14 protein-coding genes are annotated in these 18,673 nt (G+C 40.3%); 2 read left to right on the top strand and 12 right to left on the bottom strand.

Going from position 1 to position 18,673, the window contains the following annotated elements:
* Window positions 1–56 precede the first annotated feature (56 nt).
* The 8 genes from xsc to BW986_RS16650 all read right to left on the bottom strand — a co-directional run bounded on the left by xsc (window position 57) and on the right by BW986_RS16650 (window position 9,435).
* Window positions 57–1,820, bottom strand: a complete 1,764-nt coding sequence (xsc, locus tag BW986_RS16685; protein ID WP_076368970.1) for a sulfoacetaldehyde acetyltransferase — start codon at window positions 1,818–1,820, stop codon at window positions 57–59.
* Between the two features lie 175 nt (window positions 1,821–1,995).
* Window positions 1,996–2,826 carry a phosphonoacetaldehyde hydrolase gene (phnX, locus tag BW986_RS16680; RefSeq protein ID WP_260320874.1) on the bottom strand — a complete coding sequence of 277 codons (831 nt, stop codon included), beginning with the start codon at window positions 2,824–2,826 and terminating at the stop codon, window positions 1,996–1,998.
* Between the two features lie 90 nt (window positions 2,827–2,916).
* On the bottom strand, window positions 2,917–3,375 hold the full coding sequence (locus BW986_RS16675) for a hypothetical protein (RefSeq protein ID WP_076368968.1): 459 nt from the start codon (window positions 3,373–3,375) through the stop codon (window positions 2,917–2,919).
* 166 nt (window positions 3,376–3,541) lie between these two features.
* Window positions 3,542–4,954 carry an amino acid permease gene (locus tag BW986_RS16670; RefSeq protein ID WP_076368967.1) on the bottom strand — a complete coding sequence of 471 codons (1,413 nt, stop codon included), beginning with the start codon at window positions 4,952–4,954 and terminating at the stop codon, window positions 3,542–3,544.
* A 382-nt stretch (window positions 4,955–5,336) separates the two neighbouring features.
* The gene (locus BW986_RS16665) at window positions 5,337–5,969 is read right to left on the bottom strand and encodes a YitT family protein (RefSeq protein ID WP_076368966.1); all 633 of its coding nucleotides are present in this window, start codon (window positions 5,967–5,969) and stop codon (window positions 5,337–5,339) included.
* 592 nt (window positions 5,970–6,561) lie between these two features.
* Window positions 6,562–7,263, bottom strand: a complete 702-nt coding sequence (gene tatC, locus BW986_RS16660) for a twin-arginine translocase subunit TatC (protein WP_397222494.1) — start codon at window positions 7,261–7,263, stop codon at window positions 6,562–6,564.
* Window positions 7,264–7,409: 146 nt separating this feature from the next.
* Window positions 7,410–7,622, bottom strand: a complete 213-nt coding sequence (locus tag BW986_RS16655) for a twin-arginine translocase TatA/TatE family subunit (RefSeq protein WP_063233420.1) — start codon at window positions 7,620–7,622, stop codon at window positions 7,410–7,412.
* 70 nt (window positions 7,623–7,692) lie between these two features.
* Window positions 7,693–9,435 carry an alkaline phosphatase D family protein gene (locus BW986_RS16650; RefSeq protein WP_076368964.1) on the bottom strand — a complete coding sequence of 581 codons (1,743 nt, stop codon included), beginning with the start codon at window positions 9,433–9,435 and terminating at the stop codon, window positions 7,693–7,695.
* Between the two features lie 477 nt (window positions 9,436–9,912).
* Between BW986_RS16650 and BW986_RS16645 the strand changes: the two genes are divergently transcribed.
* Entirely contained in the window at window positions 9,913–10,050 is a 138-nt protein-coding gene (locus BW986_RS16645; protein WP_081395662.1) for an aspartyl-phosphate phosphatase Spo0E family protein, read from the top strand.
* A 501-nt stretch (window positions 10,051–10,551) separates the two neighbouring features.
* On the opposite strand, the gene BW986_RS16635 is transcribed toward BW986_RS16645, so the two are convergent.
* From BW986_RS16635 to BW986_RS16625, 3 genes are all read right to left on the bottom strand, one after another.
* The gene (locus BW986_RS16635; RefSeq protein ID WP_076368962.1) at window positions 10,552–11,538 is read right to left on the bottom strand and encodes a 2-hydroxyacid dehydrogenase; all 987 of its coding nucleotides are present in this window, start codon (window positions 11,536–11,538) and stop codon (window positions 10,552–10,554) included.
* A 21-nt stretch (window positions 11,539–11,559) separates the two neighbouring features.
* Window positions 11,560–12,858: an MFS transporter gene (locus BW986_RS16630; protein ID WP_142244645.1), complete on the bottom strand. Its 1,299-nt coding sequence runs from the start codon at window positions 12,856–12,858 to the stop codon at window positions 11,560–11,562.
* 983 nt (window positions 12,859–13,841) lie between these two features.
* Window positions 13,842–14,762, bottom strand: coding sequence for a patatin-like phospholipase family protein (locus BW986_RS16625; RefSeq protein ID WP_076368961.1), 921 nt, complete (start codon window positions 14,760–14,762; stop codon window positions 13,842–13,844).
* A gap of 783 nt (window positions 14,763–15,545) precedes the next feature.
* Between BW986_RS16625 and BW986_RS16620 the strand changes: the two genes are divergently transcribed.
* Window positions 15,546–16,049, top strand: coding sequence for a DinB family protein (locus BW986_RS16620; RefSeq protein ID WP_081395661.1), 504 nt, complete (start codon window positions 15,546–15,548; stop codon window positions 16,047–16,049).
* A 200-nt stretch (window positions 16,050–16,249) separates the two neighbouring features.
* Here BW986_RS16620 and BW986_RS16615 read toward each other — a convergent pair whose 3' ends face one another.
* Window positions 16,250–18,664 carry a heavy metal translocating P-type ATPase gene (locus BW986_RS16615; protein WP_076368960.1) on the bottom strand — a complete coding sequence of 805 codons (2,415 nt, stop codon included), beginning with the start codon at window positions 18,662–18,664 and terminating at the stop codon, window positions 16,250–16,252.
* Window positions 18,665–18,673 lie beyond the last annotated feature (9 nt).

The following is an 18,673-nucleotide window of genomic DNA, read 5'->3' as shown; positions in this document are numbered from 1 at the left end:
TGATGGTGCGATGACAAAATAGGTCATCGCACCTGTCATATCACCTTTTCACACCATTATTTGTCCCAGTTTTTATGATCTAAATGTGAATATTTTTCTAATAATCTAGTAGGCATTTTTAATGCATCTTTTCTAAATGGAGGAGCTAATTGTGTTCCATCCACTTGTATATCAATGACAGTCGGTTTGTTTGATTTTATTGCTTCTTCAATGACAGTGCCTAACTCCTCAGGTTTTTCCACTCTAATACCAACAGCACCCATTGATCGGGCAACTTCTGCGAAATCAGGATTTTGGATATCCGCCCCTACAAAACGATTATTATAAAAATCGACCTGATTCTTTTTCTCTGCACACCATGCATTATTATTGAACACACATGCTATGACCGGTATGTTTTCTTCAACGGCCGTACTCACTTCATGTAAGCTCATGCCCCACGCGCCATCTCCAACAATGGCTAAAACAGGCGTGTTCGGTTCAGCTAACTTGGCACCAAGTGCAGATGGGTAAGCAAATCCCGTGTTCCCGAATGTAAGTGCAGCGATATGCCTGCGGCTCTGATTGAATTTTAAGTAAGCGTTTGCAGTTGACGATACATTACCGATATCAGTAGTAACGATGGCATTTTCAGGCAACACTTTAGTCAATTCCAAAAGGGCTCGACGCGGATTGATCGGGGTTCCTTCGATCATCGCAAGTTTCACCAATTCTTCTTCCCATTTTTGTTTTTCATTCGTTACCTCGACCATCCGCTTTTTTTCTTGTTTTAGGCTAGGTTTATTAGCCTTCAACCGTTTCAAGATTTCATGGCTCGCTTCACGGGCATCTCCGATGATCCCGACCTCCACAGGGTGTGTCCTCGCTATTTGCCTTGGATTAATATCTATTTGGATGATTTGTGCATCCTTAGGGAAATAATCAATGTCATAGCATGGTAACGTTCCAAAAACCGATAATCTTGTACCGACCGCCAATATGACGTCCGCTTTCTTAAGCGTATTCATGGCTGCTTTTGAACCCATGTAACCGATTGGGCCGACTGACAATGGATGATCTGCAGGAAAGGCATCATTATGCATATAGGAGACAGCTACCGGAGCTGTTAAATATTCTGCAATATTCTTAATTTCCTCAATACCATCTGAATCGACCGTTCCCCTACCGGAAATAATGACAGGATACTCAGCCTCAGCTAAGATTTCTGCCGCTCTATCCAAGGATGCAGAAGATCCGCAGCCACGTTCATCTACGCGATATTGATGTGGTTGAAGTATTTGATCCTCCACTTCACCATAGAAGTAATCACGGGGGATATCGAATAAAACCGGTCCCCTCTCGGCATAGGCAATCCGAAATGCTGTCCTAAGGCAATCAGCGACCCGACCTGGGTGTGTCACTCTAACCGTTTCCTTAGTGATGGCCTTGAAGATGGAAACCTGATCACATTCTTGAAATCCATCCCAACCAACCGTTGGTGTACCAGCAGATGGTGATATGACCACCATTGGAGTATGAGCTTGATTGGCCGCTGCAACAGAGGTAACCATATTCGTCATTCCAGGTCCGTTTTGTCCGATGACAACTCCTGCAACACCAGAGACACGACAATAGGCATCTTCCATATGTGCTGCACTTTGTTCATGGCGGACACCAATGAAACGGATGCCTGCAGTTGGCAATAAATCAAGCATATCCATGAAAGCGGATCCCAGAATTCCCGAGATATGTTTAACTCCCTCGGCCACTAATGTCTCAACGATGGCTTCACTTGGTGTCATTTTAACTTTCGTTCCTCTTAACATTTTTGTTTCGACCATAGCACATTCTCCTTAATTATAGTTATTTCTGATAATGACGTTGCGACGTCCGTACCAGTTATAAGTTGTATAATACTACCATTTGATGAAACAGTCAATAAATAAATTGAATATTTTGAATTTATTTCACATCTCTAGCCATCATAGGCACTAACTCATGTATTTGAAGCGTTTTTTAACCAATAAATATATCCTTTTTTTCTGTCAATCTGTAATTGATCCTATCGATGATTTCCAATAAATCACCTATTTCATCAATTACGAAATCAGCTCCTGCATTCCAAAAACGATTTTCTGCATGTTTCATCCTTTTTTGCAGATCATATGGGTCCATTTCATTGATTTCCGCTTCTGAAAGGCCGATTTCACTGCCGCCTTTCAATACGGCAACAGTCCACATTCCCGCAGAAATGCCTTCTTTGATGTCACTGATCGTATCGCCGACTTTAACGATTTTGCTGAGTGGATACACTTGGAGATTCATCGCCGTCTTAAAGCACATCCAAGGGGCAGGCCTTCCTGCAGGCACTTCGTTAGACGCAACGATGGAATCTGGTTGATAGCCCCATTTTTCCGCCTCTGGTTTAACATCATCAATCATTTCACGAGTATACCCGGTCGTCGAACCGATTTTTATTCCTTGCTGCCTTAAACGGCTGACTAATTCAATTACGCCTGGTATCGGTTTGGCGTTTTCCTTTAGAACCTTAAAAAGCAAAGCCTCAAAGTCCATATATAATGATTTTAGATCCTTTTCATCCGGTTCTTTCCCGAATTTAGCAATCCATAAATTGGAGATTCGTTTCATTTTCAGGAGTTCCATTATATGATCCATTTTCAATAAACCCATAGGTTCCCTTGCTTCCTTAACGGTAATATCTATTCCCCTTATCCTGAATATTTCGACAAAAGCTTGGACCGGTGCAAAACAACCATAATCCACCGTAGTTCCTGCCCAATCAAAAATCACTGCCTGAACCTCTTTGCATTCTTTTGCACTTTCCAACCTATGCTCCCTCCTCATCCTTACCCCTATAAAATCACAAACTTGCTAAACCCATAAATTCCCCCTGGTGACAACCTGGGTAAAAAAAATTCATTTCACTTTTTCCAAAAATAACTGTAAATCTTCTTGAGTAGCCTCAGAGAGACGTTTCATTTTTTCAAGGTCCTTATCCGCATTCCCGGACTCCCCAATTAATGGATAAAGGTTTTTCTCAATCCGTTCATACCAATCGGGGTATTCATCTTCCACTTGCTTTTCTATCGAATCCCATGTAGAACTGATCTCTTTGCCCATTTCTTGAATTTCCCCTGAATCCGCCTCCGCACTTATTTCTGATTCCAATCCGTTTATGGATTGAATCACATCGCCGACACCTTTTTTAATAACCACTGCATTTTGGGTTTCACCCGTATTTGAATCCGGATTTTCATTCATGGCTGGGCTTTTTTCTTGTTGAGCCTCGTCCGGTTCACTTGAATTGCTGCAGCCTGACAGCAACATGGCTCCAAGGATAACCCCACTAGTCATTACACGGAAACCATTCAACATAATCCCTCCTTCATGATTTAAAAGACAGATGGCGCCAAGCACCTGTTGGCACAACTCTCTTTTTCTATGGGAATCATATTCTAGCTGATTAGTGATTGAAGAATTTTGTCTGAGGAGTTCCATAGAAGTAAATGAAGCATTGCCTTAAAATGGTATAGAGCAAAAGTTATAGTTTTTCAGAATTAGGGGAACCAGAAACAATATTTAATTCATTCTCCATATACTTCGCCCTTTTTCGCCGAAGGAAAAAGAATGAACAGATAACGATCAAGCTAAATAGCATGGTAAAGATAAACTGTGGACGTTGCGAATCGATAAATGCCATTAATATCAACACGGAAATCATGGAAAGTATGGTTACATAAGTCAAATAAGGGAATAACCACATTTTGATCTTGAAAATTCCGGGATTTTCTTTCTCCATTCTCTTCCTTAATCTGAGATGGGAAACCGCAATGGCCAGATAAACAAGAATTCCCACTCCACCCGAGGAATTCACTAAAAAGAAAAAGATTTTATCAGGTGAGACATAACTGAAAATGGTGCTGATAAAGGCAAATAATGTAGAGCCGACGACAGCAAATATAGGGACACCGTTCTTGCTCACTTTTGAAAATAACTTTGGAGCATCGCCCTTTTGTGCAAGTGAAAATAACATGCGTGAACTCGTATATAACCCCGAATTCAAACAAGAAAGCAAGGCAATGAGAATCACTATATTCATGATCAGGGCAGCAGAAGGGATTCCCATCATTTCAAGTACGGCAACAAATGGACTTTTCAGCAGGGAAGCCGAATTCCAAGGTAATAATGTCACTAGAATAGCGATGGACCCAATATAGAAAATCAGGATTCGCCATACTACACTATTCAATGCGCTTCTAACTGACTTAACCGGATCACTCGTTTCACCCGCGGCAATCGCTGGAATCTCCACTCCAACAAATGCATGAAATACAATCGCGACGCCAACAAGTACAGAACTTAGCCCATTTGGTATAAAACCGCCAAAATTCAAAAGATTGGAAGCGCCAGGTGGTTTTATCGTTGGGATAAATCCTAATATCACTGCTACACCCAGGCACAAAAATAGTATGATACTGATTATTTTAATGATTGAAAACCAGTACTCGAACTCACCAAACGATTTTACGGAAAAAATATTCGTCAGTTTCAATAGGATAATCAAAGATAGACTTATGACCCAGACGGGAACGGAAGGAAGCCAGCTGTGTATGATTGCAGCTCCCGCTGTTGCTTCCAAGGCAATGACGATAACCCAAAAGAACCAATATAACCAACCTGTTGTAAAACCGGCCCATTCACCAATCCCCTCTCTTGCATAAACGGCAAAAGATCCAGTATTGGGATTCACTGTGGCCATTTCCCCAAGCATCCTCATGACTAGAACAACGATCAAGCCTGCCAAAACATATGATAATATCGCTCCGGGGCCCGTTTGACCAATAATGATACCGCTTCCTACGAATAAACCAGCGCCTATAACACCACTTAAGGATATCATCGTTAAATGTCTTTGTTTCAGGCCTGGTTTCAGTTCTTCCTGTTGATGTTTCATACCCTCCACCAACTTTCAATATTTTGGGGAATCAACTAAAATAATCGCTACTTGCATGTAAAAACAAGGCTTTTTCAACTGCCTGTCCTTTACACTTTCACAAAGATAGTGGGAACTTGGAAACATGGCATTTTAAAAACAACACAGGAGATGACGCTATGAACTTAAGATTCTATATCACCCTATTCCCCCTTCCTTAAGGCTATTTTGACATTCGAAGCGGATCTAACATCACTACGTCATGATGTTAGGACCACTTACTATGTGTATAATACACTCTGTTTTTTTTAAAGTCAATTTAAAAATCAGAATATTTAGATAACAAAATGTAAATTTTCAAATAAAAAAGGTGCCCATTAATACTGAAAACCTCAAATATTTTTCATTTTACTTCTTTCACCTTGGAGGATTCATCTAACACACTTTCCGTTGCTAATTTTACGGTATTCTGCTTCCTATCCAGCATTTTCTTTAGAAGGTATGAAAAAAGCAATGTAAACGCAATTCCCTTAACAATCGATGTATAACCGTAAACAAGAAGTCCCAATATCAGTACGAAAAGATTAATAATCCTTATTGTCGCTGCAATATCTATTTTTTCATTTTTATGATGTAAGATTAAGGCGATCACGTCAAAGCCAACAGTGGAGGCATTTGCTGTTATACATAAATAATATCCTATCGCTATCAGAATCGACGAAATGATAATCACTAAAGCGATATTTATTTCGAAATTAATCTTCAATGAATAAAAAAAATTGAAAAAAACCATATAGCTAAGCGAACTTACAATCGACTTGAAAAAGTATTCTTTCCCTAGAAAAACTAAACAAATGATTAACAGTAATCCTGTTACGAAATTGGCTAGCATGGCAATGTTATAACCTGATAATGCATTCAATAATAATGCCGAGCTAGTTACCCCGCCATTGATAATTTCATTGGGAACGATTAAATAAGCATAGGCAAAGGTCATGGAAATGTTTCCTGCAATAATTTTCACTAAATCCTTCATAAACTTCTCACCATCCCGTTCAATATTTTGATAATGTTTCCCCCCTTAAATATATATTTATACTTGAACCATAAGATACACATTCACCTCTTACAACCATTTATTCGAACCTTTTCCCTTTCGTTATTTTTGAATGATTTTATGAAGAATGCATATTTTGGTTCAAGTGATTACAATAATTCGCTACCCAGAATCCTCTCTCCTTCTAATAAATAAAATAAAACATCCTCCTTAAAACTTGAGAATGTTCATGTTTACTATATAAACATTTAAGCAATGCAGATTTCTTGAACAACGTAACGCTGTTCAGAAGCCTTTGAGTTTACCTGAATGAATAAGCATTCCAATAAATTCCCAAAGGTTTATACAAGGAGAAGGCTATTTATAATCTCGCTTAAATAGACTTAGTCCGACATCAAAACCTGACAAAAAAGAAAAGAAAACTGTTTAGGTATGGAAAGTATATTCCCCTATTTATATCATCAATTATTATTCCGCAATAAAAAAGTTGAGGGATATTCCTCTCAACTTTTAGTGTTCAATGACTATTTCCTAAGAAATGTTTCTTTCATAAGGTTGTGGATTAGCCCTTTCACGTTACAGGTAATGCCGTCTCATCTTTCATTAGCCTTTTTCGGTAAACCATATTGGACAGTTGTACACTCACTTCATAAAGCACAAGCAAAGGGACGATGACCAAAATGTCCGAAATTAAATCTGGAGGCGTAATCAGGATCGAGATGACAACCAAGACGAAATAAGAAACCTTACGTGACTTTTTCAACACTGTTGGATTGATGATGCCTAATCTGGTCAGGAACATGACCACAAGCGGCATCTCGAATAATATCCCGAAAGGTAAGATCAAATTAATCATGAACCGAAAGTATTTTTCCGCTGTGAACATCATCTCGAACTGCCCGGCCGATAGGGAAGTGAGGAAGCCCAGCACGATTGGAAACAACACAAAATATCCAAATGAGATACCGGTGATGAATAGAATGAAGAGCCCGGGTATGAACCGAAATGTAACTCTTCTCTCTTCCGGTTTCAGCGCTGGAGCCACAAAGCGCCATAACTGATAGGCTGCTAGCGGAATCGTTGCAGCTATTGCACAAACCGCAGCGATAATCATGTAAACCCAAAGGATCTCACTTGGTCCGAGCACGGCAAGCTTTCCTTCCAAATCCTTAATGAGCAGTTCATAAATATCCTGTACGAATATGAAACTCACTATGAAAAAAGCCAGAAAACCTATCAGTGTTTTAATGATTCTGCTTCGGAGTTCCTCCATATGCTCAATAACGTGTAAATCCTTACTTTCCACCTTCACTCCTCCTTTTTAGACATTTTACTTGCACTATTGCAAATAGCATCTCCCTCGAACCCTATCATGAAAAGAAGCAGGCGAGTCTTTCCGCCCGCTCTATCCCATTAAATTCATCCCTCTTTTTTAACAGCTCTTAACGCAGCTTTATTCTCGTTTTCATCCTCTTTTTCTGAATCATTCACCAATCCCTTTGTTGCACTTTTGAACTCGGACAAGGTCCGGCCAAATGCACGGCCGATTTCCGGCAGCTTGGACGGTCCAAAAATAATCAGTGCAATCACGAGGACAATCACCAAACCGGGTATTCCTATATTTGAAAGCATTCTTATTCACTCCTCTGATTTTCTCATTTTTATTCGCCATATTCTTGTCAAGCATCATTATGGTTCCCTATCAATTCGTCACTTTCCCCTGCTTTTTCATTCTTTGTTTTTCGTGTGCGCGATTATGGGCACGTGTCCGATCTTCCTCAACTTCGTTCGTTTTTTGTACACCTTCCATAACCGCTGCTGAAGCAACCTTACGCAGCCCTGTTTGATCCTTATCAAAAACAAAGGATGCTCTTGTCGATATGTCCGCACCTGGTTCTGTCACGAATGGGACTACACGGTAGTCAGCCTTCCATTGTTCTGGGGTTACTTTGCAACGGACATATCCCCGGTAATCATTAAAGAACTTTATATGTGGATTCTGACTTAGTATTTTATCAGTATCCGCACGCTTATCCGCTCCATTTCCACCAGATGTGATGGAAGTTCCGACAAACTCCACACCGAAAATCTTTGAATTTGGATCATCGAAATCCGCCTTTAGATTGGCTGCCCAGCTAGCATGTACATCACCGGTCAACACGACCAGATTTTCCAGGTTGTTTCCTTTGATTACATCAATTAAACGATCGCGTGCAGCCGGGTATCCATCCCAGGAATCCATGCTGAATTTGGGAGCGGTTGGTGTTCCATAATTCCGTTGTGCAAAGAAAATCTGCTGAGGCAGAACGTTCCACTTCGTATTTGATTTTGATAGATTGTCAGTTAGCCACTGTTCCTGCTCTGGACCTAGCAATGTCCGTTTCGGATCAAGTGACTCAGGCGTTTGCGGGGAACTTCCATCGCCGTTTGCCTGATCATCGCGGTATTGACGGGAATCCAATACAAAGAAAGAGGCCAGATCGCCATATGTGAAATTTCGGTATAGCCGCATATCCGCTCCCTTAGGCAAAGACGATTTACGAAGGGGCATATGCTCATAGTAAGCCTGATAGGCGGCGGCCCTTCTCTTGATGAATGCTTCTACCGATTGTCCTTTTTCCGGGATAACATTTGCATAATTGTTTTCAACTTCATGATCATCCCATGTCACGACCCATGGGAAAGCTGCGTGTGCCGCTTTTAGATGGGTATCAGAGCGGTATTGTGCGTATCTATTTCGATAATCCTCTAGCGTGATGATCTCTGGACCACTATGTACACGGACATTACCTGTAGATGAAACATATTCATTTGGTCCATATTCATATATATAATCGCCAAGGTGAAAGACAATATCCAGATCTTCTTTTGCCAAATGTTTATAGGCCGTATAATAACCATGCTCAAATTGCTGGCATGAAACAAACGCGAATGACAAGCTCGAAACACTTGAACCTACTGACGGAAGAGTTTTCGTTTTCCCAGTCTGACTTACTTCCCCTCCGCTTTTAAAACGGTAAAAATAGACCTTGTCAGGTTTTAACCCGCTTACTTCCACATGAACGGAGTGGCCAAGTTCCGGCCTGGCTATTTCCTTGCCCTGCTGGACAATCTTTCTGAAATTCTCATCCTTTGCCACTTCCCATTTAACGGAAATGGCTTCATTTGTCATTCCTCCGCCATTCAACGGATCAGGTGCCAACCTTGTCCATAAAACTACACTATCCGAGAGCGGATCACCTGAAGCTACACCGAGAGTAAATGGATAATCACTGAATTTCGGGGCAGCATTCACTTCAATCCCGCCCATTGATTGGGCAAGGGCAAGACCTAATGAAAGTCCGGCAAGCTTACTTGCTCCCTGGATAAAGTTTCTGCGGTCCATGTTCTTGCCTAATTCGCTCCAATTCTTAATTAAATCATCCATTGCTCTTTCATTATTCATTGATCTTTCCCTCCTAATATTTGAATCTGGTTCAAGTATAGAAGGGCATTTTTAAAGGTGTATGAAGAAGTGTAAATCAATAAGTTCCCATTTAGGAATTTTCAGGCAGGACTAATGGTCCCCATCGAACACAAAAAGAGATATGATTCACTCATACAATTACATTGACCTACAAACTTTTACATTTACCGACAGTCTTTCATCCTAATTCTCTTCATGAATCATTTATTTAATCGTTACAAATAACTGCCATGGGTTATTTTAACAATGAAAAAACTTCAATAAACTTATAGTATTTAATCTGTTTATGTAAAGTCTGTGAATAATTAGAATAATAGCATGGTCGATATCAGACTAACGAATGCCTGAAAAATTTATGAGTAATTACTCACTTTTTATTTAAAAACATCCTAATTTATGTAATAATGGTTTCATAATAAAAAATGAAAGTACTTGAGGGATTCTGCATTGGAGAGTATGGAAGAATTACATGAAAAAATTGAGATATTGAGGAAAGAATTAATATCTACAGGAATGATATATGGTTTTACAGCCCCAACAACATTATATAAAAGCCAGGAACTAGATAAACTGTTGAATTTACTTAGGAAATGAAAAAAAAAATTAAATATTAAAAATTTGTCTAATTCTACTAATAATTCTTGGAATCATTACAACTGCACACCTGGAGTTATTTTAGAATTATTTTTAATGGTCACTATGTAGTTCATGCAGCATATTTCTCTTACTTAATCACCTCGTATGCTTCTTGTGCCCATGGACAAATTTTTCTGTAATATCCACACCTCCTTTTGAAACAGTTTATCGTACATAAAACTTCCTAGACAAGTCTTCAACGTCTTATTTTGTTGGTTGGAATTGTAGCGTGGAACAAATTGTTCAGGGTCATTTTTGAACACATTCTTTCTCCCCATTTAAAAAGCATCCATATTGAATGGATGCCAAATTCAATCGAATTTTTGTTTTATGTCCTGCATTTAATAAAAAACTATCTATCTCATCTAAGTTTATGAATGGTATGAGTTTTAAAATATCAACGATTCTTTTAAGTTGTCATGGACAACCTAATATTTTCGCTGTGATAATGATTTTTTACTATTTTAGTGACTGAAACCCTTTCAATTCAGGGACAACATTGCTTACCTGCCTTCCCGTAACCGCTGCAACGAGGTTCTTCGCCGCAAGCATGACCATATCAAATCGTGTTTGATAAGTAGCTGAGCCTATATGCGGCAGGGTAACCACATTCGGCATGGCTAAAAGCGGATTGTCGGGCGATACGGGTTCCTGTTCAAATACATCCAAACCGGCTGCAAGGATTTCCTTATTTTGCAGTGCTTCAATGAGGGCTTTTTCGTCCACCGTCTGACCGCGGGATGTATTGATAAAGATAGCGGATTTTTTCATCTGTGCGAATTGCTCCCCTCCCATAAGATGCCTCGTCTCCGGAGTATAAGGGACCATTAAAAGGACGAAATCGGATACCCGTAAAAGGTGCTCTAAAGAGGAGTAGGTTGCACCGAGCGTTTCCTCCACTTCGAAATTCCTTCGCCGATTATGATACAAAACTTCCATGTTAAAACCGAATTTGCCTCGTCTTGCAATAGATTCCCCAATTCTCCCCATACCGATGATGCCCAATGTTTTTCCATGAACATCAACGCCAAAGAGGGGTTCATCACCTTTATTTCCCCACTTGCCATCCTTTACAAGCTTGTCCAATTCCGGAATACGGCGGGCTGCTGAGAGCATTAACGCTAAAGCTAAATCAGCCACAGTTTCATTGAGAACCTCAGGTGTATTGGTACCGATTATGCTTCTCTTTTTCATTACTTCTAGATCAAAGTTGTTGTAGCCTACCGAGATATTGCTGACAGCCTTTAGACATGGTGCATGGTCCAGAAATTCATCATCTATTTTTTCTCCAGTGATGAGCAATCCATCCACATCGGAAATTTCCTTAAACAGCTGGCTTCTGGTGATTGGTTCAGGGCCGTTCCATTTTTCATACTGGCAATACTTCGAAATAAAAGCCTCTACCTCGGCCGGTACTGGTCTTGCTATATAGACTTTTGGCATCAATTTATGTCCTCCTCGGTTACCCTATTCTTGAATAGGATGTTTTACAATGAACCAATAACAGATTGCGGCGCATCCTGCGATTAAACCGCCGGATATAAAGGCAAGAGAGTAAGAACCAGTTGCATCCACTATCATGCCGGCCACAACAGGGGAAAAGGCTCCACCAAAATAACCGCCAAAATTCTGAATTGCGCCGACGGAAGCAACCATGGGAGGAGGAGCAATGTCACCGGCAAGTGCCCACGCACTGCCTGTAATGGCAGAAATAAAACAAAGAGCGAGGGTCAGTAATGTTAAGGTAATAGCGAGCCCTTTGACAAGTGGAACTGCACATACAACGATAGCGGCCGAGATGGCACATATACTAATTAAGGCACGCTTTGCTTTAATAGGTGTAGTAATTCCCTTGTCCACCCATTTTTTAGTAAGATATCCTCCGAAAATATTGCCAAAGATTCCGCCAAGCCAAGGAATACCCGCATATATACCCATTTCTTTAAGTGAGACATGATGGACATCAAACAAATAAAGGGGAAGGAAGACAAGGAAAATATTCCAGATCCAAATGGTACAGAAGAAGCCCAGAATCATCCCCCACACGCTTCGATATTTAAATAACGAACCCCATTTTATTTTTGATGATTGAATGCCTTGCTCCACTCCGCCGCCTTCCGACTTAATGTAATCAAATTCCTCCTTGGAAAGTTTTTGGCTTTTTTCAGGATTTTTATAAAAAATAACAAAACCGATCGCGAAGATGATGCCGATCACACCCGTTATATAAAACAGCGCCCTCCACCCAAAAGTCACCATGATGAAAACGAGAATAGGCGGTGCGATGGCTGGTCCCCATTTGGACGAAGAATCCCAAATTCCAGTTGCCAAGCCTCGTTCCTTTTTAGGAAACCAATATGAAGTGATCTTAGCCATCGTCGGAAAACACGGTGCTTCTCCCACTCCAAGTAAAATCCGTGCAGCAATAAATGAACTCATTTTATGAACGGCTCCGGTTAAAATGGTCGCACCGCTCCACCAAATAAGCGCAATTGTATACACCTTTTTGGTACCGAACCGATCAATCAGCCAGCCGGAAGGAAGCTGCATTAATGCATAACTCCAAGAAAAAAAAGTTCCCAATAACCCGATTTCGGTCACGCTTAGTCCGAGATCCTTCATCATTTCGGGAGCTGCTATGGAGAGGTTGGCCCTGTCTAGATAATTGATTATTCCCCCAATCAATAACCAGATGACGACGGTCCAGCGAAATTTCCGGCCAATATTCAATGGCTTTTCTTGCTTTGTTTCCATTCTTGCTTCCATACCTTATCCCCCCTTGTTATATAAAACGCCGTAATTGGCAGCGCTTCCAAAATTAGAAAAAACCAAATTGCACGCTTGGAGAATATGTATATACAAGGAGGTTGTTGTTGTTGTTGTTGTTTTATAATATAAAACTCGGTTTTTGTTTTGTGGCAAAAAAATATAAAAAGAAAATTCTTTTTATTCTGTAAAGTATCGTATTATGAGGATGTGTGATTGTCAATCTTTATTCTTATTTTTAGGATTATATTCCTAGTAAACGTTTTATGCCAAGTGGGAAAAATTGAGAGACCGCTTTTTTTGAGAGTAAAATCTTAGCAAACTTTACCCAACGATCCATTTCCATCTCTAGCTTTGCTACCGAAAGGCTTAGAGACGTTTTTTATTATTTTTCTATAAGATAAGCAAGCTCTCCTGATACATGCGTGACGTCCATAGACGTACCTGATAAAGCAGTATATTGTTTATTAGATAAGTGGGACATTAATTTTTCGCTTGGTGTTACTGAATCCACTTTTTCTATGGGTATTATTAAATCTTAATGGAAGCCTAGATGGTTAATGGCATTGCCACTACTTCCTGATATGCACCCGGAATACTGATTTCATTATTATAACTATATTTTTTAACTGCATTTTTAAAAGAGGAATGAAAGGCTGGCTCATCATCCGTTCCTCACAGTGTCTCTGCTCCTTGAGGCTGTTCATAATTTATAGCGGAAACGATTTATTCGATTGATCCATCTCCTGAATCCGGTAAGGAAGTTCTTATTCATTTATTTCCGTTTATTCATTAAAAAAATTCTAAAATAATATCTCATGTTAATTTTTTATGATTTCGTCTTTCCACTTAGTGCTTTTATGCTCAAGACCTCTATGCCTCATATTCAACTATTGATCGTTAGTTCAAAAAGAAAAAGAGCCGTTGTAACAGCTCCTCATCCCCCTCTTTCACCCTTTTGAAACGATAGCGTAATGATTCTCCTACTTATTTTTTACTCTTTGCATCCGTTTGAGCTTATATTGTTCAAAATCCCACTTAGACAAAAATTCTTTTGCAGAAGTATAGCCTGATTGATAGAGAAAGTCGATTTCTTCCTCATTCAGTTCAAAGTCCGTTGCGTTGATGCCGCCAGTAGGAATTTGAATCGTGCGTTCAATCGTTTCTTCGTTCATATGTCGTAAATCATGGGCTTGAAGCATCGTTTTAAATATATTTTTGAAAAGGTGGATTGGCGTTGGTATAACCGGATCTATGTTAACTTCATCTTTCACAAAATGGAATCCGAATGTTGGAAAGCGAGGATTATCTGTATCGAAAATCCATATTGGGAAGTTACTAAGTAAACCACCATCTAAAATGTAGGATTTTTTCCGGTCTTTTGATTTCCAGATAACCGGACGGAAGAAAAATGGCAGAGAGGCACTCATCATTACGGCAGTTGAAACTTTTAAATCAGCAGGTGACATACCATAGCGTACCAAATCATCTGGCAAAATAAGCATCTTTCCATTCGAAACATCCGACGCAATTATCTTCAACTTTCCATCTGGAAGATCCGCGAATGTCTTAATCCCTTTTTCTGAAAGAAGAGAATCCACCCATTTTTCCAAATAGTCGTTTTTGAAAATCCCAAGATGAACCATAAGTTCCAAAAAGAAGCCCAAAATGGGAATTCGATTCAGAAATGTCCTGCCTCGAATCTTTGAGTAGTTGATTTCACTATACCGCTCTCTAATTTCATGGCTTTTATAGCCACTAGCCAAAAGAGCTGCGATTACTGCTCCTGCTGATGTCCCAGCAAGTCTCTCCCATTCTACTTTTTCCTCTTCCATTGCTTGAATCGCTCCAATAAAAGCAATTCCCCTGACCCCCCCACCTTCAAAAACGGCATCTGCTTTCATTTTTATCCACCTCTCTCGATAAGAGTTATTATAATTATTAACAATAATTTCATATAAAGCGAACTTGCACACTCTTAGATTCCAAAAATTAGCCCGACAGTTGAAGAATAAAAACCGCTTGTTATCGATGGCTGACGGTTCTATTTTTCTAACAAATTAATTCGCTAGTTTATGCTTTCCATCCCTGAATGACTATTGGTTACATATCCAACCGTTTTTTCTTTTTTATTTTATATCACCTTTTACCCTTACTTCATGTCTGTGGATTCCCTACTTGAGGAAACCCTTAATCATTTACTTTGGCTCTACTACTATCTTAAAGTGGATAGACATTCTAACAGTGGTGAACGCAACATTGATGGTAATCAACTTAATGACAGTAGTAGGATGGCATCTTCTATCATGGTATGTATAAAACGAGGCATTGGCATGGACAAATTATCAGATACCTTCTAAAAAACTTTATCGAATCGAAATAATGTTTATATTGTTGAACTAATGCCTCAAAATGGGTAACAAAATAGTCAAGTGTCTAGCCCATTACTTCTTTTATTTAGGCTCTACTAAACTTTATTTTATTGCTTGTCTTACTAAACTTAATAGACTGGTCCAGTAAAAAGGCTGCCATATGAAAAATTTCTATAAACAAGGACTTTTTGGTAAAAAACCAATTTATTCACTTATCAAAAAAGTAATTTTCTTTAAAGGATGACCGTTATTTTTTATAGAGGTATTTTTTAAATTATGTCGAAAAGGATATGTAACAATTGAAGGAGTGAAAAAATGGAAATGAACCGTGCAAGGAAAATGTATGATTACCACGTGTGGGCTAATCAGCAAGTGTTCCAAAACCTAAAACAATTACCGGACGGAGTCTATGGCGACACGATAAAAAGTGTCTTTCCATCCATCAAGGAAGTCCTTGTTCACCTTTACGCAACAGATATTACCTGGTTGGAGATAATGAAAGGAAGCACCGTTCAAGATACTTTTAAGAAAGTTGAACAGCGGCGGAAAGAAGTGGACGGGTTCTCAATACTTGAACTTGAATCCTCCTATGATGAACTTGCAAAGGATTATGATAATTTTTTTACTTCTCAGCCTGATCTTGAACGGACCATTGTGACCGAACATCCCAAAATGGGGGCTTGTGAGTTTATACTTGCCGACCTCATCCATCATGTAGTGAATCATGGGACCTATCATCGCGGTAATGTTTCAGCGATGCTCCATCAGCAAGGCGAGCGTGGCGCACCAACGGATTATGTATTTTATTGTTTAAAATAAGCGGTTTGGCAACCGAAAGTATGAAGGAACATCATTTAGGAGTCGCTATAAACATATAAAAGCACGGCTATTCCAGATGAAAGCCGATAATTCACTTGCCAAGGAATCATCGGCTTTTATTTGTTGGAATGAAAATCCAAACGCTCGTGGCTGGTTATATTAAGTCAGTACAAATGCCTTCATTATATGTTACATGATCTTTAGAGCTTTACACGTTGAAGGCGAAGTGCATTCAATACGACTGATACAGAACTGAAAGCCATGGCAGCACCAGCCAACCAGGGGGCAAGCAGTCCGATTGCAGCAATTGGTATCCCGATTACGTTATAGGCAAAAGCCCAGAAAAGGTTTTGTTTGATATTCCGCATCGTTTTCCGGCTCATGAGGATTGCATCTGCAATACTGTTCAAATCCCCCCGGATCAAAGTGATATCGGCGGCTTCCATGGCTACGTCCGTCCCGGTTCCTATAGCCATTCCTATATCGGCCAATGCCAGCGCTGGAGCATCATTTATCCCATCTCCGACCATTGCCACTCTTTTACCTGCGGCCTGCAGTTTTTTCACTTCTTCCGCTTTCCCTTCAGGAAGGACTTCTGCAATCACTTGGTCAATGCCCACTTGATGGCCGATGGCATTTGCTGTCCTTTGATTATCCCCGGTTATCATGATGACCTGGATATCCATTGCTTTCAACCTTTTAATCGCCGTTAGCGAGGTATCTTTTATCGTATCGGCAACGGCAATGAGTCCTGCATATTCCCCATCAATGCTAGCGAGCATTGCTGTTTTCCCTTGCTCTTCAAATGCTTCCATCGCTGTCGAGGCCTTAGTAATATCCACGTTATTTTGCTTCATCAACTTACGCGTTCCGACGTATAACACTTTTTGATCCACTACAGCTCTCACGCCGTATCCAGGAATCGCTTCAAATTCCTCTATCGCAGCAACTGATATCTGTCTTGCTTGAATTCCTTGAACGATTGATTGCGCAAGCGGGTGTTCAGATTGTTTTTCAGCTGAGCCGATTATAGATAAAAACTGTTCTTCTTCCATACCGTTCTCGATGAGGACATCGGTCAACACGGGGGTACCATTTGTCACTGTTCCCGTTTTATCCAAAATGACCGTATCTATATGGTGTGTGGTTTCCAAGTGTTCCCCGCCTTTAAATAAAATACCGAATTCAGCGGCCCGACCAGATCCTGCCATGATGGATGTGGGAGTGGCCAGACCTAAAGCACATGGACAGGCTATGACTAGCACTGCAATCATCGCTTCAAAAGCTGGTGTGAATTCTCCAGGGTTAACCCATATCATCCAAACCAGAAAAGTTAACAGGGCGATTCCGACAACAATGGGAACGAAGACACCGGAAATTTGGTCAGCAAGACGTTGAATCGGAGCTTTGGACCCTTGGGCATCTTCGACCACTTTTATGATTTGGGAAAGAGCTGTATCCCTTCCGATCTTTGTCGCTTTCATTTTGAGAAAACCATTCTTATTTAATGTTGAACCGATCACAGTATCCCCGTTTGTTTTATCCACCGGAATGCTCTCACCCGTTAACATGGATTCATCAACGGCAGAGTTCCCTTCAACTACCTCTCCATCGACAGGGATCTTTTCACCCGGCTTCACCAAAATCGTATCTCCCACGATGACTTCCTCAAGTGGTATTTCATGTTCTTCCCCGTTCCTTAACACCAGTGCCGTTTTGGCCTGAAGCCCCATCAATTTTTTGATGGCCTCAGAGGAACGTCCTTTTGCTTTTGCTTCAAAAAGCTTCCCTAAGAGAATGAGGGTGATAAGAATCGAACTAGTTTCGAAATAAAGTTGTACCGTATTGTGATGGGATCCCATCGAGATGATCGCCTGATAAACACTGTAAAAATAGGCAGCGGATGTTCCCATTGCGACTAATACATCCATGTTGGCACTTTTATTTTTCAAGGCTTTATAAGCCCCAACATAAAACTGCTTTCCAATCAGAAATTGCACGGGGGTGGCGAATGCCATTTGCACCCAAGGATTCATGAGGAAATCAGGCATATAGATAAACGAAGTAAAACTAAAATGGCTTACCATCGCCCATAACAATGGAAATGATAATATGACCGAAAAAATGAATGTATTCTTTTGTTTTTGAATTTCTTTTTGACGGAAATCCGCGGATTCCTGGTTTTCTTCCTTGATGATCGCCCCATACCCTAACTTCTCCACCCGTTGAATGATGTCAACTGGGGAGGCCTCTGAAGGATCATATTCGACTGTCGCATTTTCGAGCGCAAGATTCACATTGGCCATGCTTACTCCATCCAGCTTATTTAACCCTTTTTCAATTCGGTTAGCACAGGCAGCACAGGTCATGCCCGTAATCGTAAATTCCTTTTTCTCTTTTACTACATCATAGCCAAGGTCTTGAATTTTCTTTTCAAAGTCCTTGTTGCTTAATTTTTCCGTATCATATTTAATGACAGATTTCTCAAGAGCCAAATTAACGGTGGCTTCCTCAACGCCTTCCATTCGGTTTAACCCTTTTTCAATCCGGTTAGCACAGGCAGCGCAAGTCATACCTGTAATCTGCAAGGTTGTTTCTTTTGTTTGGCCGCTCACATCATCCCC

It is taken from the genome of Peribacillus simplex, assembly GCF_900156045.1.
Taxonomy (GTDB): Bacteria; Bacillota; Bacilli; order Bacillales; family DSM-1321; genus Peribacillus; species Peribacillus simplex_D.
Note: the sequence above shows the minus strand (reverse complement) of the source record. Positions and strands in the feature narration are given on the sequence as shown.

Bases quoted from the DNA above. Each gene is read 5' to 3' on its own strand.
- BW986_RS16645 (WP_081395662.1), top strand. From the start codon at position 9,913: ATGGAAGAATTACATGAAAAAATTGAGATATTGAGGAAAGAATTAATA.
- BW986_RS16650 (WP_076368964.1), bottom strand. From the start codon at position 9,435: ATGAATAATGAAAGAGCAATGGATGATTTAATTAAGAATTGGAGCGAA.
- xsc (WP_076368970.1), bottom strand. From the start codon at position 1,820: ATGGTCGAAACAAAAATGTTAAGAGGAACGAAAGTTAAAATGACACCA.
- BW986_RS16675 (WP_076368968.1), bottom strand. From the start codon at position 3,375: ATGTTGAATGGTTTCCGTGTAATGACTAGTGGGGTTATCCTTGGAGCC.
- BW986_RS16670 (WP_076368967.1), bottom strand. From the start codon at position 4,954: ATGAAACATCAACAGGAAGAACTGAAACCAGGCCTGAAACAAAGACAT.
- BW986_RS16625 (WP_076368961.1), bottom strand. From the start codon at position 14,762: ATGAAAGCAGATGCCGTTTTTGAAGGTGGGGGGGTCAGGGGAATTGCT.
- BW986_RS16665 (WP_076368966.1), bottom strand. From the start codon at position 5,969: ATGAAGGATTTAGTGAAAATTATTGCAGGAAACATTTCCATGACCTTT.
- BW986_RS16630 (WP_142244645.1), bottom strand. From the start codon at position 12,858: ATGGAAGCAAGAATGGAAACAAAGCAAGAAAAGCCATTGAATATTGGC.
- tatC (WP_397222494.1), bottom strand. From the start codon at position 7,263: ATGGAGGAACTCCGAAGCAGAATCATTAAAACACTGATAGGTTTTCTG.
- BW986_RS16655 (WP_063233420.1), bottom strand. From the start codon at position 7,622: ATGCTTTCAAATATAGGAATACCCGGTTTGGTGATTGTCCTCGTGATT.
- BW986_RS16620 (WP_081395661.1), top strand. From the start codon at position 15,546: ATGGAAATGAACCGTGCAAGGAAAATGTATGATTACCACGTGTGGGCT.